This is a genomic window from Dyadobacter psychrophilus (assembly GCF_900167945.1).
Taxonomy (GTDB): domain Bacteria; phylum Bacteroidota; class Bacteroidia; order Cytophagales; family Spirosomataceae; genus Dyadobacter; species Dyadobacter psychrophilus.
In genome coordinates, this window is sequence record NZ_FUZA01000007.1 from 198,604 (window position 1) to 218,582 (window position 19,979).

The 19,979-nt window shown below is 47.4% G+C and carries 10 protein-coding genes; 7 read left to right on the top strand and 3 right to left on the bottom strand.

All coding sequences use genetic code 11. The features are described 5' to 3' along the window. Positions 1–48: 48 nt before the first annotated feature. Both B5X68_RS22695 and B5X68_RS22700 read right to left on the bottom strand, forming a co-directional pair. Entirely contained in the window at positions 49–1,320 is a 1,272-nt protein-coding gene (locus B5X68_RS22695) for an acyltransferase family protein (RefSeq protein WP_082217049.1), read from the bottom strand. Between the two features lie 23 nt (positions 1,321–1,343). Next, positions 1,344–1,901 (bottom strand): GNAT family N-acetyltransferase, encoded by a 558-nt coding sequence (locus B5X68_RS22700; protein ID WP_082217050.1) that lies wholly within the window; start codon positions 1,899–1,901, stop codon positions 1,344–1,346. A 162-nt stretch (positions 1,902–2,063) separates the two neighbouring features. Between B5X68_RS22700 and B5X68_RS22705 the strand changes: the two genes are divergently transcribed. From B5X68_RS22705 to B5X68_RS22715, 3 genes are all read left to right on the top strand, one after another. Continuing rightward, positions 2,064–3,191 (top strand): Gfo/Idh/MocA family protein, encoded by a 1,128-nt coding sequence (locus B5X68_RS22705; RefSeq protein WP_082217051.1) that lies wholly within the window; start codon positions 2,064–2,066, stop codon positions 3,189–3,191. A 139-nt stretch (positions 3,192–3,330) separates the two neighbouring features. Beyond that, the gene (locus B5X68_RS22710; RefSeq protein ID WP_082217052.1) at positions 3,331–7,095 is read left to right on the top strand and encodes a PVC-type heme-binding CxxCH protein; all 3,765 of its coding nucleotides are present in this window, start codon (positions 3,331–3,333) and stop codon (positions 7,093–7,095) included. A 126-nt stretch (positions 7,096–7,221) separates the two neighbouring features. After that, positions 7,222–8,100, top strand: coding sequence for an AraC family transcriptional regulator (locus B5X68_RS22715; protein WP_082217053.1), 879 nt, complete (start codon positions 7,222–7,224; stop codon positions 8,098–8,100). An 18-nt stretch (positions 8,101–8,118) separates the two neighbouring features. On the opposite strand, the gene B5X68_RS22720 is transcribed toward B5X68_RS22715, so the two are convergent. After that, a complete protein-coding gene (locus B5X68_RS22720) occupies positions 8,119–8,436 on the bottom strand; it encodes a nucleotidyltransferase domain-containing protein (protein ID WP_082217054.1) in 318 nt (105 codons plus the stop codon). 435 nt (positions 8,437–8,871) lie between these two features. On the opposite strand from B5X68_RS22720, the gene B5X68_RS22730 reads away from it, so the two are divergent. The 4 genes from B5X68_RS22730 to B5X68_RS22745 all read left to right on the top strand — a co-directional run bounded on the left by B5X68_RS22730 (position 8,872) and on the right by B5X68_RS22745 (position 19,979). Continuing rightward, positions 8,872–12,675 (top strand): hydantoinase B/oxoprolinase family protein, encoded by a 3,804-nt coding sequence (locus B5X68_RS22730; protein WP_082217056.1) that lies wholly within the window; start codon positions 8,872–8,874, stop codon positions 12,673–12,675. A gap of 14 nt (positions 12,676–12,689) precedes the next feature. Beyond that, the gene (locus tag B5X68_RS22735) at positions 12,690–13,853 is read left to right on the top strand and encodes an NRAMP family divalent metal transporter (RefSeq protein WP_082217057.1); all 1,164 of its coding nucleotides are present in this window, start codon (positions 12,690–12,692) and stop codon (positions 13,851–13,853) included. A 201-nt stretch (positions 13,854–14,054) separates the two neighbouring features. Further along, positions 14,055–16,376 (top strand): S9 family peptidase, encoded by a 2,322-nt coding sequence (locus B5X68_RS22740; RefSeq protein WP_082217058.1) that lies wholly within the window; start codon positions 14,055–14,057, stop codon positions 16,374–16,376. Positions 16,377–16,460: 84 nt separating this feature from the next. Next, a complete protein-coding gene (locus B5X68_RS22745) occupies positions 16,461–19,979 on the top strand; it encodes a PVC-type heme-binding CxxCH protein (RefSeq protein WP_082217059.1) in 3,519 nt (1,172 codons plus the stop codon).

Genomic DNA, 19,979 nt, shown 5'->3' on the forward strand with positions numbered 1-19,979 from the left:
ATTTTAAAGAAGCAATTTAGGCAAAAATCTGTCACTTCTTTTATCCATTTAAACCTTAAATACGAGCCTGTTCCTGTAAAGCAGCCACAAAATCACAAACCATAATACCAGATAACACAATGCATAAGTCAAGGAAGCGTTCATGGGATTTTCGAAGTGCGGCGCAAGTTGATACTTGTACAAATAAGGAACGAGATCCATTTGCCCGGCTGCCGGATCAGCCGGATTATTTACTTTTACAGCATTCAAAACCCTGAAAATCATCCCGGAAAAGAAAAACACGACCATTGGATTAACCCCAAAAATGACAAAGAATGTGGTCCAACCGGAGTAACCTTTTATGTCAATAATAAAATACAAAATCGCCAAACATACGAGCGCCCAACCCGCTGCATACAAAACAAATGAGCTGGTCCAAAGGGCTTTATTGAGCGGAAACACAAAACTCCAACCCCAGCCTACAACAATCGCGGCGATGCCTCCGATGAGCAGATAAGTTACTTTTTGGTTTTTGTCAAAATTAGTTCTTAACAATGTTCCGGTTAACAATCCCGCAATGCCGGTGCCTATGGCTGGCAATGTGCTCAAAATTCCTTCCGGGTCCCAGGTTTTGGAAGTGGCCCATAAATGGCCTGGCAAGAGCAAGTTATCCAGCCAAGCCGCGAGGTTTGTTCCTTTTTCCAAATTAGCTCCACCAGCGCCCGGAACAGGGATCAGCGTCATAACGGCCCAATAAATCAATAAAATAACAACACCGATGATTGCCTGTGTCACCCAGCCAGTTCGTAGATAAAGTAATGACGCAATCAAATAAACAACCGCAATCCGCTGCAAAACACCAGGAATGCGAACTGTGTCAAATGGTTCAAATCCGCCAAAAGCAAGAATCATAATGACCAGAAAGATGAAAAACGCGATCAGAAACTGCCAGTTTTTATCATAATCTGCAAAAAGTGCCACTACAATGATGGCGGTAATGATCAATCTGACGACCAGCAAAGGCAATCCTTCCAACCCGAACATTTGAATGCGAATGAAGAATCCTGAAAATAAACCAAGACAAAAAATCCGCAAGGTTCGTGTTACTATACGTTGTAAAACGGACACATTCAAGGTTTTCTGAGGTGTTGCCAACACAATGGAGACGCCGACGATGAACAGGAATGTGGGAAAAACAAGGTCTGTCGGCGTGCATCCGTGCCATTCTGCATGCAAGAGCGGGGCATACACATTGCCCCAGTCGCCCGGGTTGTTCACAATTGTCATGAGTATAATGGTGAGCCCGCGCAGGACATCCAGTGAAACCAGCCGTTGTTTCATCGATCTTCTAAAATTTTATTTAATTAAAATGAAATATCCCGCACCATGTGATCATACGTGTGCCCCAGAAAATTCTTTTCGCCAGCCACCTGAAAACCTACTTTTTCATAGATCTTCCTGGCACCCGGATTCACTTTATCCACAATCAGTCCGACGCGATTGAAATGCTTTGCAGCAGCCAGCTCACAGAATGCGTTCAACAGCTTTTTACCAATTCCCTTTCCCTGATGCGCCGGATCGACATTCACACAATCGACATAATACTCGCCTGCCTCGGTTTCGTCGCCGGGTGAAAAATCAGGATTAGATTCCCGGAGGACTCTCAAAACAGGCCCGCGTAGTTCGTGCAAGCGGGCGCCGTCGTAGCCAACAATCGAGCCGATTATGCCGTTTTCGTCTTCGTAAACCAATGTATTTTCATAACTATATTGATTGCCTTTGTCAGCAATAAACTTTTCCATTAGCGGAATTGCATCATTTGGATCGTCGGATTTTGCGAAGAGGCAGGCAATGTGGCCCAGGGCAAGAATAATGAGAGGAGCGAGCTTTGGAGCGTCTTCGGATGTGGCTGAGCGGATCATAAAATTTAATAATTTCTATCTATATTTTGCAAGAATTTGTCGCTGCGCCGAAAAGCAGGTCAAAATCGAGTCAGTACTAATCAAAAGACGTAAAGTTTTTAGCACTATTTTGTTTTAAAATTGTATTGCTTAAAACCGGATCATTAACCTACCAAAATAAATATGTCTCAAAAAATTAATGTTGCAATCGTTGGTCTTGGCTTCGGAGCCGAATTTATCCCCATTTACCAGCAACATCCCAATGCAAATATGTACGCAATCTGCCAGCGTACAGAGTCCAAACTGAATGAAATCGGTGACCAATATGGCATCGAAGTGCGCTACACAAGTTACGACGACCTTTTGAATGATCCGAATGTAGACGCCGTACACATTAACTCCCCTATTCCCAACCACGCCGAGCAAACTCTGAAGGCATTGCGCGCGGGAAAACACGTGGCCTGCACCGTGCCGATGGCGACGAGCGTGGAGGATTGCATCGAGATCGTGAAAGCGACCAAAGAATCGGGCAAAAAATACATGATGATGGAAACCGTTGTTTATGCGCGGGAATTCCTTTTTGTAAAAGAATTGTATGAAAAAGGTGAGCTGGGAAAAGTGCAGTTCCTGAAAGCAAGTCACCAGCAAGATATGGAAGGCTGGCCTGATTACTGGCCTGGATTGCCTCCTATGCACTACGCAACGCACTGCGTAGGCCCGGTTGCGGGACTTTTGAAGCTGGAAGCTGAGTATGTTTCGTGCTTTGGATCAGGCACGATCAGCGAAGATCTGGCCAAAATCCACAACTCTCCTTTTGCCGTTGAATCTGCACATATTAAATTTAAGGACAGCGATTTATCTGCTTATGTATATCGCTCGTTATTTGATGTGGCGCGCCAGTACAGAGAAAGTTTCGAGGTTTACGGAAGCAAAAAATCTTTCGAGTGGCCATTGATCGAAGGCGAAGATCCTGTGATCCACACGGCGAAAAAACCGGAACACGAAATCGCGGAGAAAGTGGCTACGCCGGATTACGCACATTATTTGCCAGAAGAAATCCAGCATTTCACCGGAAAAGGCGTTTATAACCTGGACGAAAACGCGCATTTGTCATTTGTACAAGGAGGCGGCCACGGCGGCTCACACCCGCATTTGGCTCACGAGTTCATCACCGCATTAATAGAGGACCGCGAGCCTTTCCCAAATGCATGGCAATCGGCCAACTGGACAAGCGTTGGGATCCTGGCGCATGAGTCGGCATTGCAGGGCGGGGCGTTAATCCAGCTGCCTGATTTTAAGGAGCTGGCATAGCCAGCTGTCAGCCTGAGCGGAGTCGAAGGCACAAGCACGACGTCGTTGACAAGCGTGTTACCAAGCCAGTAGCGAGCCTTCGACTCCGCTCAGGCTGACAAAATAAAAAGCATAAAACAAAAAGAGAACATAGAACTCAATGAAAACCAAAGCGTTATCCTTTATCCTTGGTATTGTCCTGCTGGGCTGTGCCTCTCAGCCTTCATCGCAGAATGCGTCGGTGAAGAGCTCCTCGGCCAAGAGCGAGGCCGGAAAGGCGCGGCGTCTGGAAATCCTGTTTTTGGGAGACAACGGACACCATAAGCCTGCTGAACGCGTGCCGCAGATCATGGCTGCATTAGGACCGAAAGGTTTCAACTTTACCTACACGGATAACCTGAATGACCTTAATCCTGAGACACTTAACAAATACGATGCCCTGATGCTTTATGCAAACTGGGATTCCATCGCACCGCAGCAAGCGAAAGCATTGCTGGACTACGTAGCAAGCGGAAAAGGTTTTATCCCCATTCACTGCGCTTCGTATTGTTTCCGCAACAATCCGGAAGTGGTGAAGCTGATCGGCGGCCAGTTCTGGAGACATACCTGGGACACCATTCAGCCTGTTTGGACAAAACCGGATCACCCTGCAATCGCTGGTGTGAAAGAGTTTAAAACAGTGGATGAAACCTATTTGCACGAGAAATTGCAGCCGGACAACATTGTCCTGACGGAGCGTTTGATCCAAAAAGATCAGGAAAAAGACAGACCGGGACAGCAAAAAGAGCCTTACACATGGGTTAGAACGCATGGGAAAGGCCGCATTTTCTACACGGCTTATGGTCACGACGAACGCACCTGGTCGGTTCCTGGATTCCAGGATATGCTTGAAAAGGGAATTCTTTGGGCGGTTAATGATGACGCAAGAAAATCATTGGCAGCTTTGGCCCCAAAACCATTTGAATACCGCGAAGCCAAACTTCCAAACTACGAGCAGCGCCCTGGCCCGCAAATGCAGCAATTGCCTTTGTCCCCAGAGGAATCTGTTAAGCACATTCAAATCCCGGTTGACTTCACATTGGACGTTTTTGCACACGAACCGGATGTAATGCACCCGATTGCAATGACCTGGGATGAGCGCGGAAGGTTGTTTGTTTTGATTACAAAAGATTATCCAAACGAGCGCAAAGACACGGGCGGAAGCGATTACATTCTGATCTGCGAAGACACGAATAAAGATGGCAAGGCGGATAAATTCACGAAATTCTCGGACGATCTGAGCATTCCAACAGGCCTTGTTTTTGCCAATGGCGGGATCATCGTTTCGCAAGCACCGCATATGTTGTTCTTGCAAGATACCAATGGCGATGATAAGGCTGATGTGAAAAAAATCCTTTTCTCAGGCTTTGGCACGGGTGATACGCACGCCGGACCTTCTAACCTGCACTACGGATTTGACAACTGGGTTTACGGATCAGTTGGTTATTCAGGCTTCAAAGGCAAATTCGGAAACGCGGATTCTTTGAACTTCGGACAAGCGCTTTTCCGCTTCAAGCCGGACGGAACGGATATGGAAATTGTTGCCAAAACCTCTAATAACACGTGGGGACTTGGTTTTAACGAAGCAGGCGATCTTTTTGGCTCAACGGCCAACAACTCGCATGGCTGGTATAGTGCCATTCCAAACCGTTATTTTGGTCAAAGCAAAGTGGATAACGGAAGCCGCAGCACGGATACGCATAAAGACATGCAGCCGATCACGCCGAAAGTGCGTCAAGTGGACGTTTTTGGCGGATTTACTGCCGCTGCCGGACATAATTTTTACACGGCAAGAGCATTTCCGAAGAAATATTGGAACAATGTTGCCTTCGTTTCTGAGCCTACGGGGCACATTTTGCACCAAAATATCATGAAACCGAAAGGAACTGATTTTGAGGATGCATTAGGCTTCAACTTGCTGGCCGGTGCCGATGAATGGGTTGCGCCTGTCTTTGCAGAAGTTGGCCCGGATGGCGCTGTTTGGGTGGCTGACTGGTATAGCTACATTATCCAGCACAACCCAACGCCAAAAGGATCTGAAAACGGAAAAGGAAATGCATACGAAACAGAATTGCGTGATTTTACACACGGTCGTTTGTATCGCATTGGCTGGAAAGATGCACCAAAATATACGCCTATCGTTTTGAGCAAAGACCGCCCGGATGAATTGGTTGCAACATTGAAAAACACCAACATGCTATGGCGCCGTCACGCGCAACGCCTTTTGGTGGAACGCGGAAACAAAGATGTTACAGGCAAATTGGTTGAGCTGGTTAAAGACAAAACCGTTGACGAAGTTGGCCTCAACACGGCTGCTATCCACGCATTATGGACATTGCACGGTCTGAAAGCGATCGAAGATCCGGCGGTTTTGGCTGCGGTAACTGAAGCATTGAAACATCCATCAGCGGACGTGCGCAAAACGGCCGTTCAGGTGTTGCCACGCAATCCTGCCACTGCGCAGACATTGCTGACTGCCGATGCATTGCACGACAAAGCGCCGCTTGTAGTGTTAAACTCACTGCTTGCATTCTCTGAAATTCCTTACACGCCGGAAGTTGAAACCGCGGTTTTGGGATTAATGGACACTTATGCAATGCCGGAAGATCGCTGGATGCCGGATGCTTTTGCAGCAGTTTTGAATGCCCAAGACGGCAAGTTGCGTGAGAAATATCTCGCACAACGCGTGAGCAAATCGTCTGCAACTGCCGCTTCTACACAAAAAGCAAGTGCAGATAAAGCAATGGACCACAGCAACATGGATCACAGCGCGCACACCGCCGCTGCGAAACCAACCGTGGAAGGCTCGGCCGAATTGGCGATTACGAACATTACAATTGAGCCAAAAACACCTTACGTTCGTGAATATGCGCGTGTGGTGATTGAAATTACAAATCAAGGTTCAGTTGCTGTTCCAAAAGAGCTGGTTCCGGTTGTGAATGTGGGCATCAGAAGCCGTTCATTAAACACAAATTACATCAGCCGCCAGCTCAATAGCGGCATCGCGCCCGGTGAAACTGTGAAACTGACTGAGGGAAATAATGGTCCCTGGAAATCAGGTTTTGGCTTCACTTCGGACGAATCGGGTAAAGTGAACATTACGGCCACCGTCGACGTGGACAATGTTGTTCCTGAAAAGGATGAGAACAAAAACAACACGATGACCAAAAGCTTCGAAGTGAAGCGCATGGACAAGCTTTCTGACTTTGCTTTGGAACGCGCAACACGCGGTTACACTTCCTATGCAAGCGGTGACGATGTTTTGAAAATGATCAAAACAGCACAAACGCTTGACCCGCAGGGACGCAACGCCATCATGAAAGGAATCGTAGGCGCATGGAATCCAAAACGCAAGGAAACCGCAAACGAAGAAGGCAAAACATTGCTGGCTTCGATCAAAGGCGACCTTCCGGACGATTTGAGCACACGTTTCACCACATTAATGGAATCTTACGGCATTAAGGAAGATGTTGCAGTTGACCCGAATGTGCAGGTGGTTCAGATCAAAGCGATCCGTGAGGAAATGAAGTTTAGCTTAACCGAATTCACTGCCGTTGCAGGAAAAACGATTGAGCTTGTTTTTGAAAACCCGGATGCAATGCAGCATAATGTGGTTGTTGGAAAACCAAAATCAACTGAAATAATCGGTGCAGCCGCTGACAAAATGATCACTGCCAAAGACGGCGCTGAGAAAAATTACGTTCCAAACATTCCGCAAGTTTTGGCCGCAACGCCGCTTGTGAACCCAGGCCAAACTTTCCGCCTGAAATTCGTAGTGCCTGACGTGGTTGGTGACTATCCTTACGTTTGTACATTCCCAGGTCACTGGAGATTGATGAAAGGCAACATGAAGGTCATCAAAGAGCAGGCGGTTTTAAGTAAATAATTCAAGAATTCGAGGCATAATGCCTTTAAATACGATCCTGGGTGCAACTTTTCCCGCACCCAGGATTTTTTGTTTTAAACAAAACAGCTATCATTACATTGCAGGCTGCGCCCGCACCTTACTCAAATGAAAGTCGTTCAATTCACAATTCCCGTTTCCAAGGAGCACACCATTGTGGTCCAGGAAGACGTGTTGCCGCATTATTACAATCATTTGCACCGGCATCGGGAGGTTCAGATTGAATGGGTTGTGGAAGGTTCGGGGATTCTCATCGCCGGGAATTATATGCAGCGTTTTGAGTCGGGCGAGGTTTACATTATCGGTGCCAATCAGTCGCATATTTTCAAAAACGACGAAGCCTATTTCAATCCCGAAGAAAAAAAGCAAATCCATTCTGTTTCCATTTTCTTCAATCCAACGCAGCTTCATCAGAACATTTTGAGTCTGCCCGAAATGGCAAGTATCCGCAAATTCGTCGACGGCCTTCACAACGGCTACCAGATTCCGGAATCCGCATTGCCCCTTGTCCAGAAAACGATTTCAGAATTAAAACAAAACAAAGACAGCATGCGCGTCGCGTCGTTCATTTCGCTGCTGCATCTTTTCTCCACCATCCGCGACATTAAGCCGCTGGCCACCAACAACAGCGAGCAGATCATTTCCGAAGTCGAAGGAATCCGCATGGACCAGATTTTCCAATATCTGGTCAGCAATTACAAAAGGCACATTTCACTAGCCGAAATCTCAGAAATCTCCAACCTAACCCCGCAGGCATTCTGCCGTTATTTCAAAAAACACACCGACAAAACCTTCATCAGCTTCCTCAACGAAGTCCGCGTCAACGAAGCCTGCAAAATCATCATTTCCGGCAAATTCGACAGTTTTTCAGACGTGAGTTACCAAACCGGTTTCGATAATGTGACGAATTTTAATCGGGTTTTTAAGAAGATCATGGGAAAATCGCCTAGGGAGTTTCATAAGGACTTTCGGGAACGGGTTGGGTAAATTTGTTGAAGGAGAAGTTTAGGCAGCCACTTTCCCAATTTCGATCCCATATTTCATGATTTCATGCGCAACCGGATTGGAGCTTTGAAAATCCTGAACAATAAATGGATGCGGTTCAATACGCAAATCAATGTTTCTACGAAGCTTCATCATAGCAATCTGCTTTTCCATAATATCTTCTGAACGGTCCAGAACCAACGCAATATCGATGTCGCTATCCAAATGACTGTTGCCCTTTGCAAATGATCCAAAAAGAAAAGCTTGTTTCACCGGGTAAATTTGATTTACCAGGTCAACATATTGCTGAGCGATTATGATTGCCTCTCTTTGATCCATGATCTTAATGTTTGAAGAGGGATATAATATTGGTAGCAAATTTGAAATCAGTGCAAAAACAATCCCGGAGGGATGTAATATCGGTAACAAAAACCGTTCGCAATCGCATCAAATCCCGGAGGGATGTAATAATGTACACGACGTTGCATCCCTCCGGGATTTGCGTTTTACGTTGATTTCCTCTTTTCTACCAATCTTGCATCCCTCTGGGATTTGCATTTTTGCGCGCATGTTGACTTTGCTACTGATATTAAATCCCTTTGGGATTTTCCCTTGCTTACTTCATTTTCCCAAACCATTCGCTCGTGTATTCCTCCTCCAAACTTACATAAAATTCAAGGCGAAGCCATTTTTCTCATAACCATAGGTTTTATTTCAAAACTCCCCTATTTTGGAGCTTAACATTACTTTTTTGGTTTGGCTGGATTGGGAAAAATGGGTGATTCTTTTTGGAAGATTTGGGTGGATACGGGCGGGACTTTTACGGATTGTCTGGCTGTTGATCTGGCGGGGAATAAAACGAGGTTGAAAGTGCTGAGCTCGGGCTGCGTGCGGGGACGGATCATTGGTAAGATGGCTGATAACACTTTTCAATATGCGGCTTCCTGGGCGTTTGATGCGGGTTTGCTGGAAGGTTATACATTGCGTTTGCTGGAAAATGGTTTGACGAGCAAAGTCATTTCTTTTGATTCTTCCAATCAAACATTCACACTTGAAAATAATCTTCCATTTGCTCAAAGCACCGATTTTGAAATATTCAGTAGCGAAGAAGCGCCTGTTCTGGCAGCGAGATTATTGACGAAAACTAAACTGACTGAAACATTGCCACCGCTCGAAATGCGGCTCGGCACCACGCGAGGCACCAATGCATTACTAGAAAGAAAAGGAGCCAAAACGCTTTTAGTAGTCACAAAAGGCTTTAAGGACCTCCTTTACATCGGCAATCAGCAACGCCCTTCCCTGTTTCAACTCGACATTCCCGAGCCTAAATTACTGTATTCCGAAGTCTTGGAAATTGACGAGCGATTGGACGCTTCGGGAAACGTGATCCAGGATTTAAACGTGGCAGATTTAACAACATTAGCATCCGCTGCAAACGCAGATTCCATTGCTATTTCGCTGCTGCATTCGTACCAAAACAATGCGCATGAACTCCTGGCTGAAAAAGCATTCACAGAGAATGGAGCCAAATACATTTCCGTTTCTTCCAAGCTTTTCCCATTCTCACATTATCTCCGCCGCACGCAAACAGCCGTAGTGAATGCTTATCTCGATCCGGTTTTAGATCAATATTTGACTAACATTAAAAACTCGCTGGGCGGCACTCCGCTGGGCGGCAACCCACTCGGCGCTGGCAGCCTGAAAGTCATGACCAGCACAGGCAGCCTTTCCGAAGTGAACGGCTTCCAAGCAAAGGATAGTTTGTTAAGTGGCCCGGCTGGTGGCATGGTGGCGGCGGCCAATGCTGGAAAACGCCTCGGATTCCCCAAATTGATCACATTCGATATGGGCGGGACGAGCACGGATACGGCGCTGATCGATGGGCGGCCGGAGCTGAAATATATTACCGAAATTGATGGCATTGAATTCCATAACCCGACATTGGCGATTGAAACGGTCGCGGCTGGCGGCGGTTCGGTTTGCTGGTTTGATGGATTTTCGCTGCAAGTCGGGCCGGAAAGTGCGGGGGCTTCGCCGGGGCCGGCATGTTATGGCGCGGGCGGTCCGCTGACGATTACGGATGTGAATCTGCTTTTGGGCAAACTGGATGCTTCGAAATTTGGCATTCCCGTTCGGGCGGATGCAGCTTTGGCGGCGCTTCGAGATTTGCAAAAAAGCATTGAATCGCAAACGGGCAATGTGCTGTCGTTTTCCGAGTTGCTAACCGGTCTCGAAAGGATTGCGAATGAGAAAATGGCTGATGCGATCCGGAAAATCTCGGTTGAAAAAGGCATTAATCCGGCTGATTTTGCATTAATCACGTTTGGCGGCGCAGGCGGATTGCACAGTTGCCAGTTGGCCGAATTACTGGATATTCAAACCGTTATCCTTCCTTACGACGCCGGACTTTTCAGTGCAGTAGGCATGGGCGAGGCGCTGATCAGCACCATTGTTTCGAGACAAATCCTGCTTCCCTGGAAAGAATCGGCGGAAAAAATTGAACATTGGAAAAACGAATTGTTGCAGGAAGGCGCTGCAAAACTGCAAAATCAGGGCATTAATGCATTTGAAACTGCCTTTTGCTACGTTTATCTCCGTTTTGCCGGACAGGAAAATACAATTGAAGTCAGTTATAAAGGCGCTGAAACATTGAATGTTTTTGAAAAACTTTACACGGCTCAATTCGGCTATTTCCCGGCAAACCTGACCATTGAATTAGAAAGTTTGAAACTGATGATTCAGGAGAAAACGGCTCCTATTGCGCTGGAAACGATCATTAAGGAAGGAAATTCAGCGGATGCAATAAGAAGTGTAACGCCTTTATTTGAGACAAAATCTTTTGAAACGGAAAAACCTGACGCTCATCATAATGCTAACCTCTTCGAATGGGACAAACTTGCATCCGGCGACCAACTCACCGGCCCAGCGATTTTATTAAACAACACTTCCACCGCCTACATCCCCAAAAACTGGAAACTGATCATCCAAAACAGCAAAGACGCGATTGCTTTCAAAACTTCGGAAACCAACATTACACCCGAAAAGCAAAGCGAGGAAGTTGCGTTGCAGCTTTTCACCAACCGTTTCAAATCCATTGCCGATGAAATGGGCGTGCAATTGCAGCGGACTGCGTTTTCGGTGAATGTGAAAGAACGGCTCGATTTTTCGTGTGCTTTGCTGGATCAGGACGGCGAGTTGCTGGTAAATGCACAGCATATTCCGGTGCATTTGGGCAGCATGGGCATTTGCGGAAGATTGGTGAAAGATGCGATTGAGATCGGGCCGGGGGATGTAATTATTACAAACCATCCGAAATATGGCGGCTCGCATTTGCCTGATATTACATTGATTTCGGGCATTTTTACGGATGATAAAACTTGCATTGGTTATGTCGTTAACCGCGCACATCATGCTGAGGTTGGGGGAAAAACGCCTGGTTCAATGCCGCCGGATGCCACTTGTCTGGCAGAGGAAGGCGTCGTTATTTTGCCTCAATATCTGATCAAAAACAATGTGTTTCAGTGGGAAACCATCCGCGCACTTTTCACGGAAGGCCCCTATCCTACCCGGCACTTCCTGTCCAATGAAGCCGACATTATCGCCGCATTGTCTGCATTGAGGAAAGGCTGCGAGCAAATGTTGCGGCTCGTGGACTTGCACGGATTGGAAACCGTACGGAAATACATGCGGCTACTGAAAGAAAATGCCGTTGCACAGCTTCAAACCGCATTAATTCCATTGCAAAACAAAACTTTCGAAGCAACCGAATTTTTAGATGACGGCCATCGCATTCAGGTAAAAGTTTCCATAACCGCTGAAAAGCAGGTTTTTGACTTTACAGGCACTTCTCATGTGCATCCCAACAACCTGAATGCAAACATTTCGATCCTGTATAGCGCGATTTTGTATGTGTTAAGGCTTTTGGTAAACAAAGAAATTCCGCTGAATGATGGCCTGATGAAGCACGTGGACATTATTTTGCCTGATAACAGCTTCCTGGATCCCAACTTTTCCGACGATCCTTTCCAATGTCCGGCGGTGGTAGGCGGGAACACGGAAGTGAGCCAGCGGTTGGTGGATACACTGCTCAAAGCATTCGGATTGGCAGCTTGCAGCCAGGGAACGATGAATAATTTCCTTTTTGGCGACGAGCAATTTGGCTATTACGAAACCATAGGCGGCGGAACTGGTGCCGGGCCGGGCTTCCACGGTCGCTCTGCCGTGCACCAGCACATGACCAACACACGCATCACCGACCCCGAGCAGCTGGAACGAAAGTATCGGGTGCGTTTGCTGGAATTTGGCATCCGCAAAAATTCCGGCGGAAAAGGAACATTCAACGGCGGCGATGGCATCGTGCGAAAATTTGAATTTCTCAAACCATTGCAGCTCACATTATTGGGACAACACAGAAAATACGCACCTTACGGACTGAATGGCGGCGAGGACGGGAAATGCGGCGTGCACACATTGATCAGCAATGGTGAAACCTCACTTTTGCCAGGAATATGCAGTCTGGAAGCGCAGAAGGGCGATATTTTAATGATAGAAACGCCCGGTGGCGGAGGATTCGGTTAAAAATTAATGTAAAAATGGCGAGTTCAAAATCCTCCAAAGCGCTCTTAGGCGCAGCATTCCTGATGGCGACCTCCGCAGTCGGCCCGGGTTTTCTGACGCAAACGACGGTTTTCACACAGCAGCTCGCCACAAGTTTTGGCTTTATCATTCTCCTCACGGTCATCATTGACCTTTGCGCGCAATTCAATATCTGGCAAATCATCACCGTTTCGGGCAAGCGCGCGCAGGAATTGGCCAATGCATTGTTTCCCGGATTGGGCTTCTTATTAGCATTCCTGATCGTCCTAGGCGGATTTGCATTCAACATTGGCAATGTCGCTGGCGCCGGTTTGGGCCTGGAAGCAATGACAGGTTTGAATGTAAAAGCAGGCGCAGTGCTGAGCGCATGCATGGCGATCGGGATTTTCCTGTTCAAAGAAGCGGGAAAAGCGATGGATATTTTCAGCCGCGTCCTCGGCACATTAATGATCGTTTTGATCTTATATGTTGCTTTTACGTCGCATCCGCCGCTGATTACGGCTTTGCATCACACGATTTTGCCTGAAAAGTTTGACGCGATGGCCGCTGTAACATTGGTAGGCGGGACGGTCGGCGGATACATTTCGTTTGCGGGTGCGCACCGGTTGCTCGATAGCGGGATCAGCGGCGAAGCATCATTGCCGGAGGTTAACCGAAGCGCCGCAACGGGAATTTTGATTACAACCGTGATTCGTTATCTGCTCTTTCTGGCGTCCTTGGGCGTGGTCATGTCCGGCGCAACCATTAATCCAGCTAATCCCACCGCTTCCATCTTCGAACAAGCCGCAGGATCAGCCGGACGGCAGATTTTTGGTCTCGTGATTTGGAGCGCGGCCGTCACTTCTGTGGTTGGCGCTGCTTACACTTCCATTTCTTTTGTCCGTTCGTTCCATCCGTTTTTGGAAAAACACCACGCCGCGCTGACCATTGTTTTCATCGCCACGTCCACTGCCGTATTTACAATTATTGGCAAACCGGTGAAAGTGCTTGTTTTTGTCGGCACGCTGAATGGTTTTGTGCTGCCTATTGCGCTGGCTATACTGCTGATTGCAAGCGGAAAATCGCGCTTAATGGGGACGTATAAACATTCGCGCGCGCTGCTCGTGATGGGCTGGCTTGTGGTTGCGGCCATGACAGCCTTAGCAATTGGGATCTATTAACCTAGCGAGCCGGTGGGCTTACCGTCGTTTATTCTACACATCTGCACATATCCCGAATTAAATCTGCTGTTTTAACCCAAAAGCAAAATCTAACATTGAAATAAGTTAATATCGGTAAAAAAGGGGCTAAATACCACGAAGTTTATTGCTTACCATAAGGGTAATTTTACCCATACGAAATTGAAGATAATCATTCCTAGTATGGCGCAATTTACCAGTCAAAAGCTTCAACTGCTGACCGTCCTTGCCGGCTCCCTGCTTTCCTTACTTTCTCATAAAAGTATGGCTCAGCAGCCTGCATTGGCCCCTTATCATCCTGATGCTTCTGAAATCAGTGCTTCCTACAAGCACATGGAGCGCATGGACTCGGTGACGAAAGGCACAGTTTTGAAAGCCTCAATCCAGCCAACCTGGCAGCCCGACGGACATTCATTCTGGTATAGAAATGTATTAAAAGACAGCCTTACCGAGTACATTTTTGTCAACACGGCAACGGGTAAAAAGACGAGTCCGCTCGATAAAAAAGAACTTGCAGGGGCACTTTCAAAAGCACTGGATTCGACATTATCTACTGACAAATTGCTGCTCAGCGAAATTTATTCAGACCCAAAAAACCAGACCCTTTTTGTACAGACAACGGGCAAATGGTTTGCATTTAACACCAAAACAAAAACCGCAAAAAAGCTTGAAAAACTGCCGCTCGAACGTCCCAAAGAAATAGGCTGGACGCGGGCAAGAAGTCGCTGGAGGCCGTTCCGGGCGGACAGCATTTCGCCGGATAAAAAGTTGACCGCTATCATTAGAAACGGGAATATTTATTTAACCAAAAAAGAAGAAAAAGACGCTCAGCAGCTCACATTCGAGGGAAATCCGCTGAAACCCTTTGGCGAGCTGAGCTGGTCGCCGGATGGAAAATATCTGGTTGCTTACCGCATTACACCGCACGAAGAAAGGCAGATAAGCATCATTATGTCTTCCCTGCCGAACACGACGCGGGGCGAGGTGAAAACGCGCGGTTATGCGCAGCCGGGCGATGAATTTACGTCTTACGAAATGTTCGTGGTGAATGTTGAGAACAAGCAGGTTACCAAAGTTAAATCAGACATTATCGACTTTTTTGAAGCGCCGGTGATTCGCTGGCGGCATGGCGATAACACGCATTTTACTTACGAAAAAGTGGACCGCGGGCACCAGCGTTTCCGGGTGATCGATGTGGATGCGGCGACGGGCGAAACGCGGAATGTGATTGATGAAAAAACGGAGACATTTATTTACCAAAACCTCATTTATACGCATTACCAACCCGAAAAGCACGAAATAATCTGGTCTTCGGAAAAAGACGGCTGGCGACATTTATATCTGGTGGATGAGCTTTCTGGCAAGATCAAAAACCCGATCACAAAAGGCAACTGGGTGGTTCGCGACATTGACAGCATTGATACACAGAAACGCGAAGTGTGGTTTCGGGCGAGCGGCATGAATGCGGATGAAGATCCTTATCACGTTCATTATTATAGAATCAAATTCGACGGCAGCGGCCTCGTAAAATTGACCGATCATGCCAAAGCAACGCACCAGCTCACTTTTTCGCCCGACCGCACTTACTACATTGATACATACTCAACGATGATGAGCCCGCCGGTTTCCGAGCTGCGGAAAACGGCGGACGGCTCATTGGTTACCAAGTTGGAAGAGGCCGACATTTCGCAATATTTGTCGCTGGGCTTTAAGTTACCGGAGATTTTTAAGGCAAAAGGCCGCGATGGTCAAACCGATATCTGGGGCATTGTGTATCGCCCGAGCAAGTTCGATCCAACCAAGAAATATCCGATTATCGAGAACATTTATGCGGGTCCCCAGGATTCGTTCGTGCCCAAGGCATTCCGTTATTATGGTGAAATGCAGAGCCTTGCTGAGCTTGGATTTATCGTCGTGCAAATGGACGGCATGGGCACGGCTAACCGCTCGAAAGCATTCCACGATATGTGCTGGAAAAATCTGGCAGACGCCGGTTTTCCTGATCGGATCGCCTGGATGAAGGCATTAGCCGCACAATATGCTTATGTGGATTCGTCTCGTGTGGGCGTTTACGGCACATCTGCCGGTGGCCAGAATTCACTCGGCGCATTGCTTTTTCACCCCAGTTTTTACGATGCGGCGGTTTCGGCATGCGGCTGTCATGATAATCGTGTGGACAAACAATGGTGGAACGAGCAATGGATGGGTTACCCCGTGGGCAAGCATTACGACGAACAATCCAACATTACCAATGCGGCCAAATTGCAGGGCGACTTGCTGCTGATCGTGGGCGAAGCGGACACGAATGTGCCACCGGAATCGACTTACCGGGTTGCGGATGCATTGATTAAATCAAATAAAGATTTTGAATTGCTGGTGGTGCCGGGCATGGGCCACAGCGACGGCGGGACTTATGGAAGAAGGAAAAAGAGGGACTTTTTTGTAAACAAATTATTGGGGGTAACGCCTCCGAGCAGGAATAAAACAGACCTAACGCCACAGTAACACATAACAGACGTCAGCCCGGAAACGGTGTAATGGATTGCAAAAATTGCAATAATCCAAACAGGAAAACTTTGCCCTTTTATAATGAAAAAATTACTGCTTTTACTCACCTGCTTCATCTTCATCAACAGCTGTACATGGAAATCTGGAACGGCCGTTCAAGTAAAGTCCAGCGAAGGACGGCGCATTGAAATCCTGTTTCTGGGGCATGACAGCAAGCACCATTATTCGGAAAAATTCTTCCCGATGCTGGCACATCCGTTGTTCCAAAAAGGCATTAACCTGACTTACACTTCGGATTTAAATGCTTTGAATGCTGAGAATCTGGCGAAATATGATGGCTTAATGATCTATGCCAACCATAATGTGATCTCACCGGCGCAAGAAACGGCAATGAAAGATTTTGTGGAAGGCGGTAAAGCGTTGATCCCTTTGCATGCGGCTTCATTCTGCTTTCAAAATTCAGATTGGTATATCAAAGCAGTCGGTGCGCAGTTTAGCACGCATAAATATGGCACATTCACGGCGCCTATTACGCAGCCAAACCATCCGGTGATGGCGGGTTTGAAAGAGTTTGAAACCCGGGACGAAACTTATGTGCATGCCAAAATTAATCCAGACATTAACATTTTGCAGGAACGTGTGGAAGGGACGCATCGCGAGCCTTGGACCTGGGTGCGGACGCAGGGAAAAGGCCGGGTGTTTTACACCGCATATGGCCACGACGAGCGCACCTGGAAACAAAAAGGATTTCACGATCTGGTGTTAAATGGTGTGTTGTGGGCAGTAAATGATGAAGCAAAAGCCGCCTATGCAAGTCTGAAATTGCCTACGCCCGAATTCAAGGACGCCGACGTTCCGAATTACGAAAAACGTGATCCGGCTCCTAAGTTCCAGCTGCCGCTTTCACCTGCCGAATCGGCAAAATTGATCCAGGTTCCGGTTGATTTTGATTTACAATTATTCGCTTCCGAGCCGGACATTGTAAAACCCATCGCGATGGCCTGGGACGAAAAAGGCCGCTTGTGGATCATTGAAACGGAAGATTATCCCAACGAGATCAGAGCGGAAGACGGAACGGGAAAGGACCGGATCAAGATTTGCGAAGACACCAACGGCGACGGCAAGGCCGATAAGTTTACCGTTTTTGCAGACGGCCTGAACATTCCGACCAGCATTACATTTGCCAACGGCGGCATCATCGTAGCGCAAGCCCCGCATTTCATTTTTCTCAAAGACACCAACGGCGACGACAAAGCCGACATTCGCGAAAACATCATCAGCGGCTGGGGCAAAAGCGATACGCACGCCGGGCCGTCGAATTTGAAATATGGCTTGGATAACAAGATCTGGGGCGTGCTGGGTTATGCGGGTTATCGCGGGACGGTAAATGATAAGCCGGTCAATTTCAGTCAGGGCATTTATACATTTGATGTCGACGGCAAAAACCTGGAATACATTGGCCGGACTTCCAATAATACTTGGGGATTAGGTTTTTCGGAAGATTTCGAAGTGTTTATTTCAACGGCCAACGGCAATTACAGCGGACATTTCGCGATGCCATTGGAATATGTAAAACGCTCCGTTCCGGACGGTTCTGGTAACACCGTTTACAAGCTCGATTCGCATTATGATATGAATTATATGACGCCTGCATTGCGTCAGGTCGATTTTCATGGCGGCTTTACGGCGGCAGCGGGTCACAATCTTTACACAGCCCGAAATTTCCCAAAACAATATTGGAACGCAACCGCATTTGTCTGCGAACCGACGGGCCGCTTGCTTTATCAGGCCATGCTGAAACCAAATGGCGCGGGTTATAAGGAGAAAAATGGTTTCAATTTGCTGGCGAGCTCAGACGAATGGTTCTCGCCGGTTCATGCGGAAGTGGGGCCGGATGGCGCCGTTTGGGTTGCGGATTGGTATAGTTTCATCATTCAGCACAACCCCACGCCGCGCGGTTTTGAAAACGGAAAAGGCAATGCATACATCAATCCGTTGCGGGATAACAAGCATGGACGTATATACAGGGTCGTTTATAAGAATGCGAAACCTTATCAACCAGTAAAACTGGATAAAAATGACCCCACCGGACTTTTGGCAGCATTGAAAAATGACAACATGTTCTGGCGCACTACGGCACAAAGATTGATCGTGGAAGCGCAGCATAAAACATTGGTTCCTGAATTAATTAAGCTGGTTAATGATCAGTCTGTGGATGAAATTGGCTTGAATAGTCCGGCCGTGCATGCGCTTTGGACATTGCAGGGATTGGGTGCGCTGGATGGTTCGAATGAGGAGGCTTACCACACGCTGGTTCGCGCGGTGCGGCATCCGGCTGCGGGCGTTCGCAAGAATGCAGTGAAGCTTTTGCCAAGAAACGATAAAGCGCTTTCTGCATTGAAATGGACGAATTCTTTGAACGATCCTGATCTGAAAGTGCGACTTGCCGCGATTCAAGCATTGACGGATTTGCCGGCTTCCGAGGAAATTGGCAAAATGCTTTATCTGGCCGGTCAGGATTCAGAGAATGCGGCGGATGAATATTTGCAGCAGGCCATTTTCTCAGGTGTTATTAAGCATGAAGCAGGCTTTAAAAATGCAGCTGCAAAGCTGAAAGATTCCACATTAACCGCACGCATCGAGCGCGCATTGGTGCAGGAAACTTATGTGCTCAATCTCTGGTCGCCACCGATTTTCCCGCCGGACATTACCAACAAAGAAATCACCATTAAGGCTATTATTACCAAAGCCGACGAAGCATTATCGGGCGTTGTGGCCTCGCAAGGCAACAAGGAGAACGGTTACAGTCTTTATATGAATGAGGGAAAATTGCATTGGCTGATCAAACAGGACGGCAAAGCTTATGACATTCATTCCAACCAAACATTGCCTGCGGAGCGCTTCAATGCCGTGGCAACATTATCCGAAGGCGGTGAAATAACATTGGCAATCGAAGATGAAACACCCGTTAAGGGCAAAGCTGCATCACTTTTTACCAAACCATTCAACCCCGACGACATCCGCCTGGGCCGCGACTTGCGCGACGAAAACCGGGTGGGCGATTATCCAGAAAATTTCAGGTTAAGAGGCTGGCTGGATGTGAAAAGCACAATGCAACTGAACCAGGTTTCAAAAGATAAATCAGGGAAAAAAGTGGCCGCAGCAACGCCGGTCAGCAAGCCGGAAGCGATTGGAAAGGGCAAAGGAACGCCGGTGACGATCAACCTGAAAGTGATTGAGCATGAAATGAAATTTGACAAAAAGACATTTACCGTAAAACCGGGTCAAAAAGTCTCAATACGCTTCACTAATCCTGATTTTATGCAGCATAACCTGCTTATTGCTGCTCCGGGAAGTCTGGAAAAAGTGGGCGCCGCTGCGGATCTGCTGGCGCGTGAAAGCAATGCCATTGAATTGAACTACATTCCAAAAATGCCTGAAATCCTTCATTCCACTGAATTGATCAGTCCGGAAGGAAGCACAACGCTTGTTTTCATTGCCCCCGATAAGCCCGGCGATTATCCTTTTTTGTGCACCGTGCCGGGGCATTGGCGGATTATGAATGGAATTATGAAAGTTGAGTCGAACGGGTCACGTTGA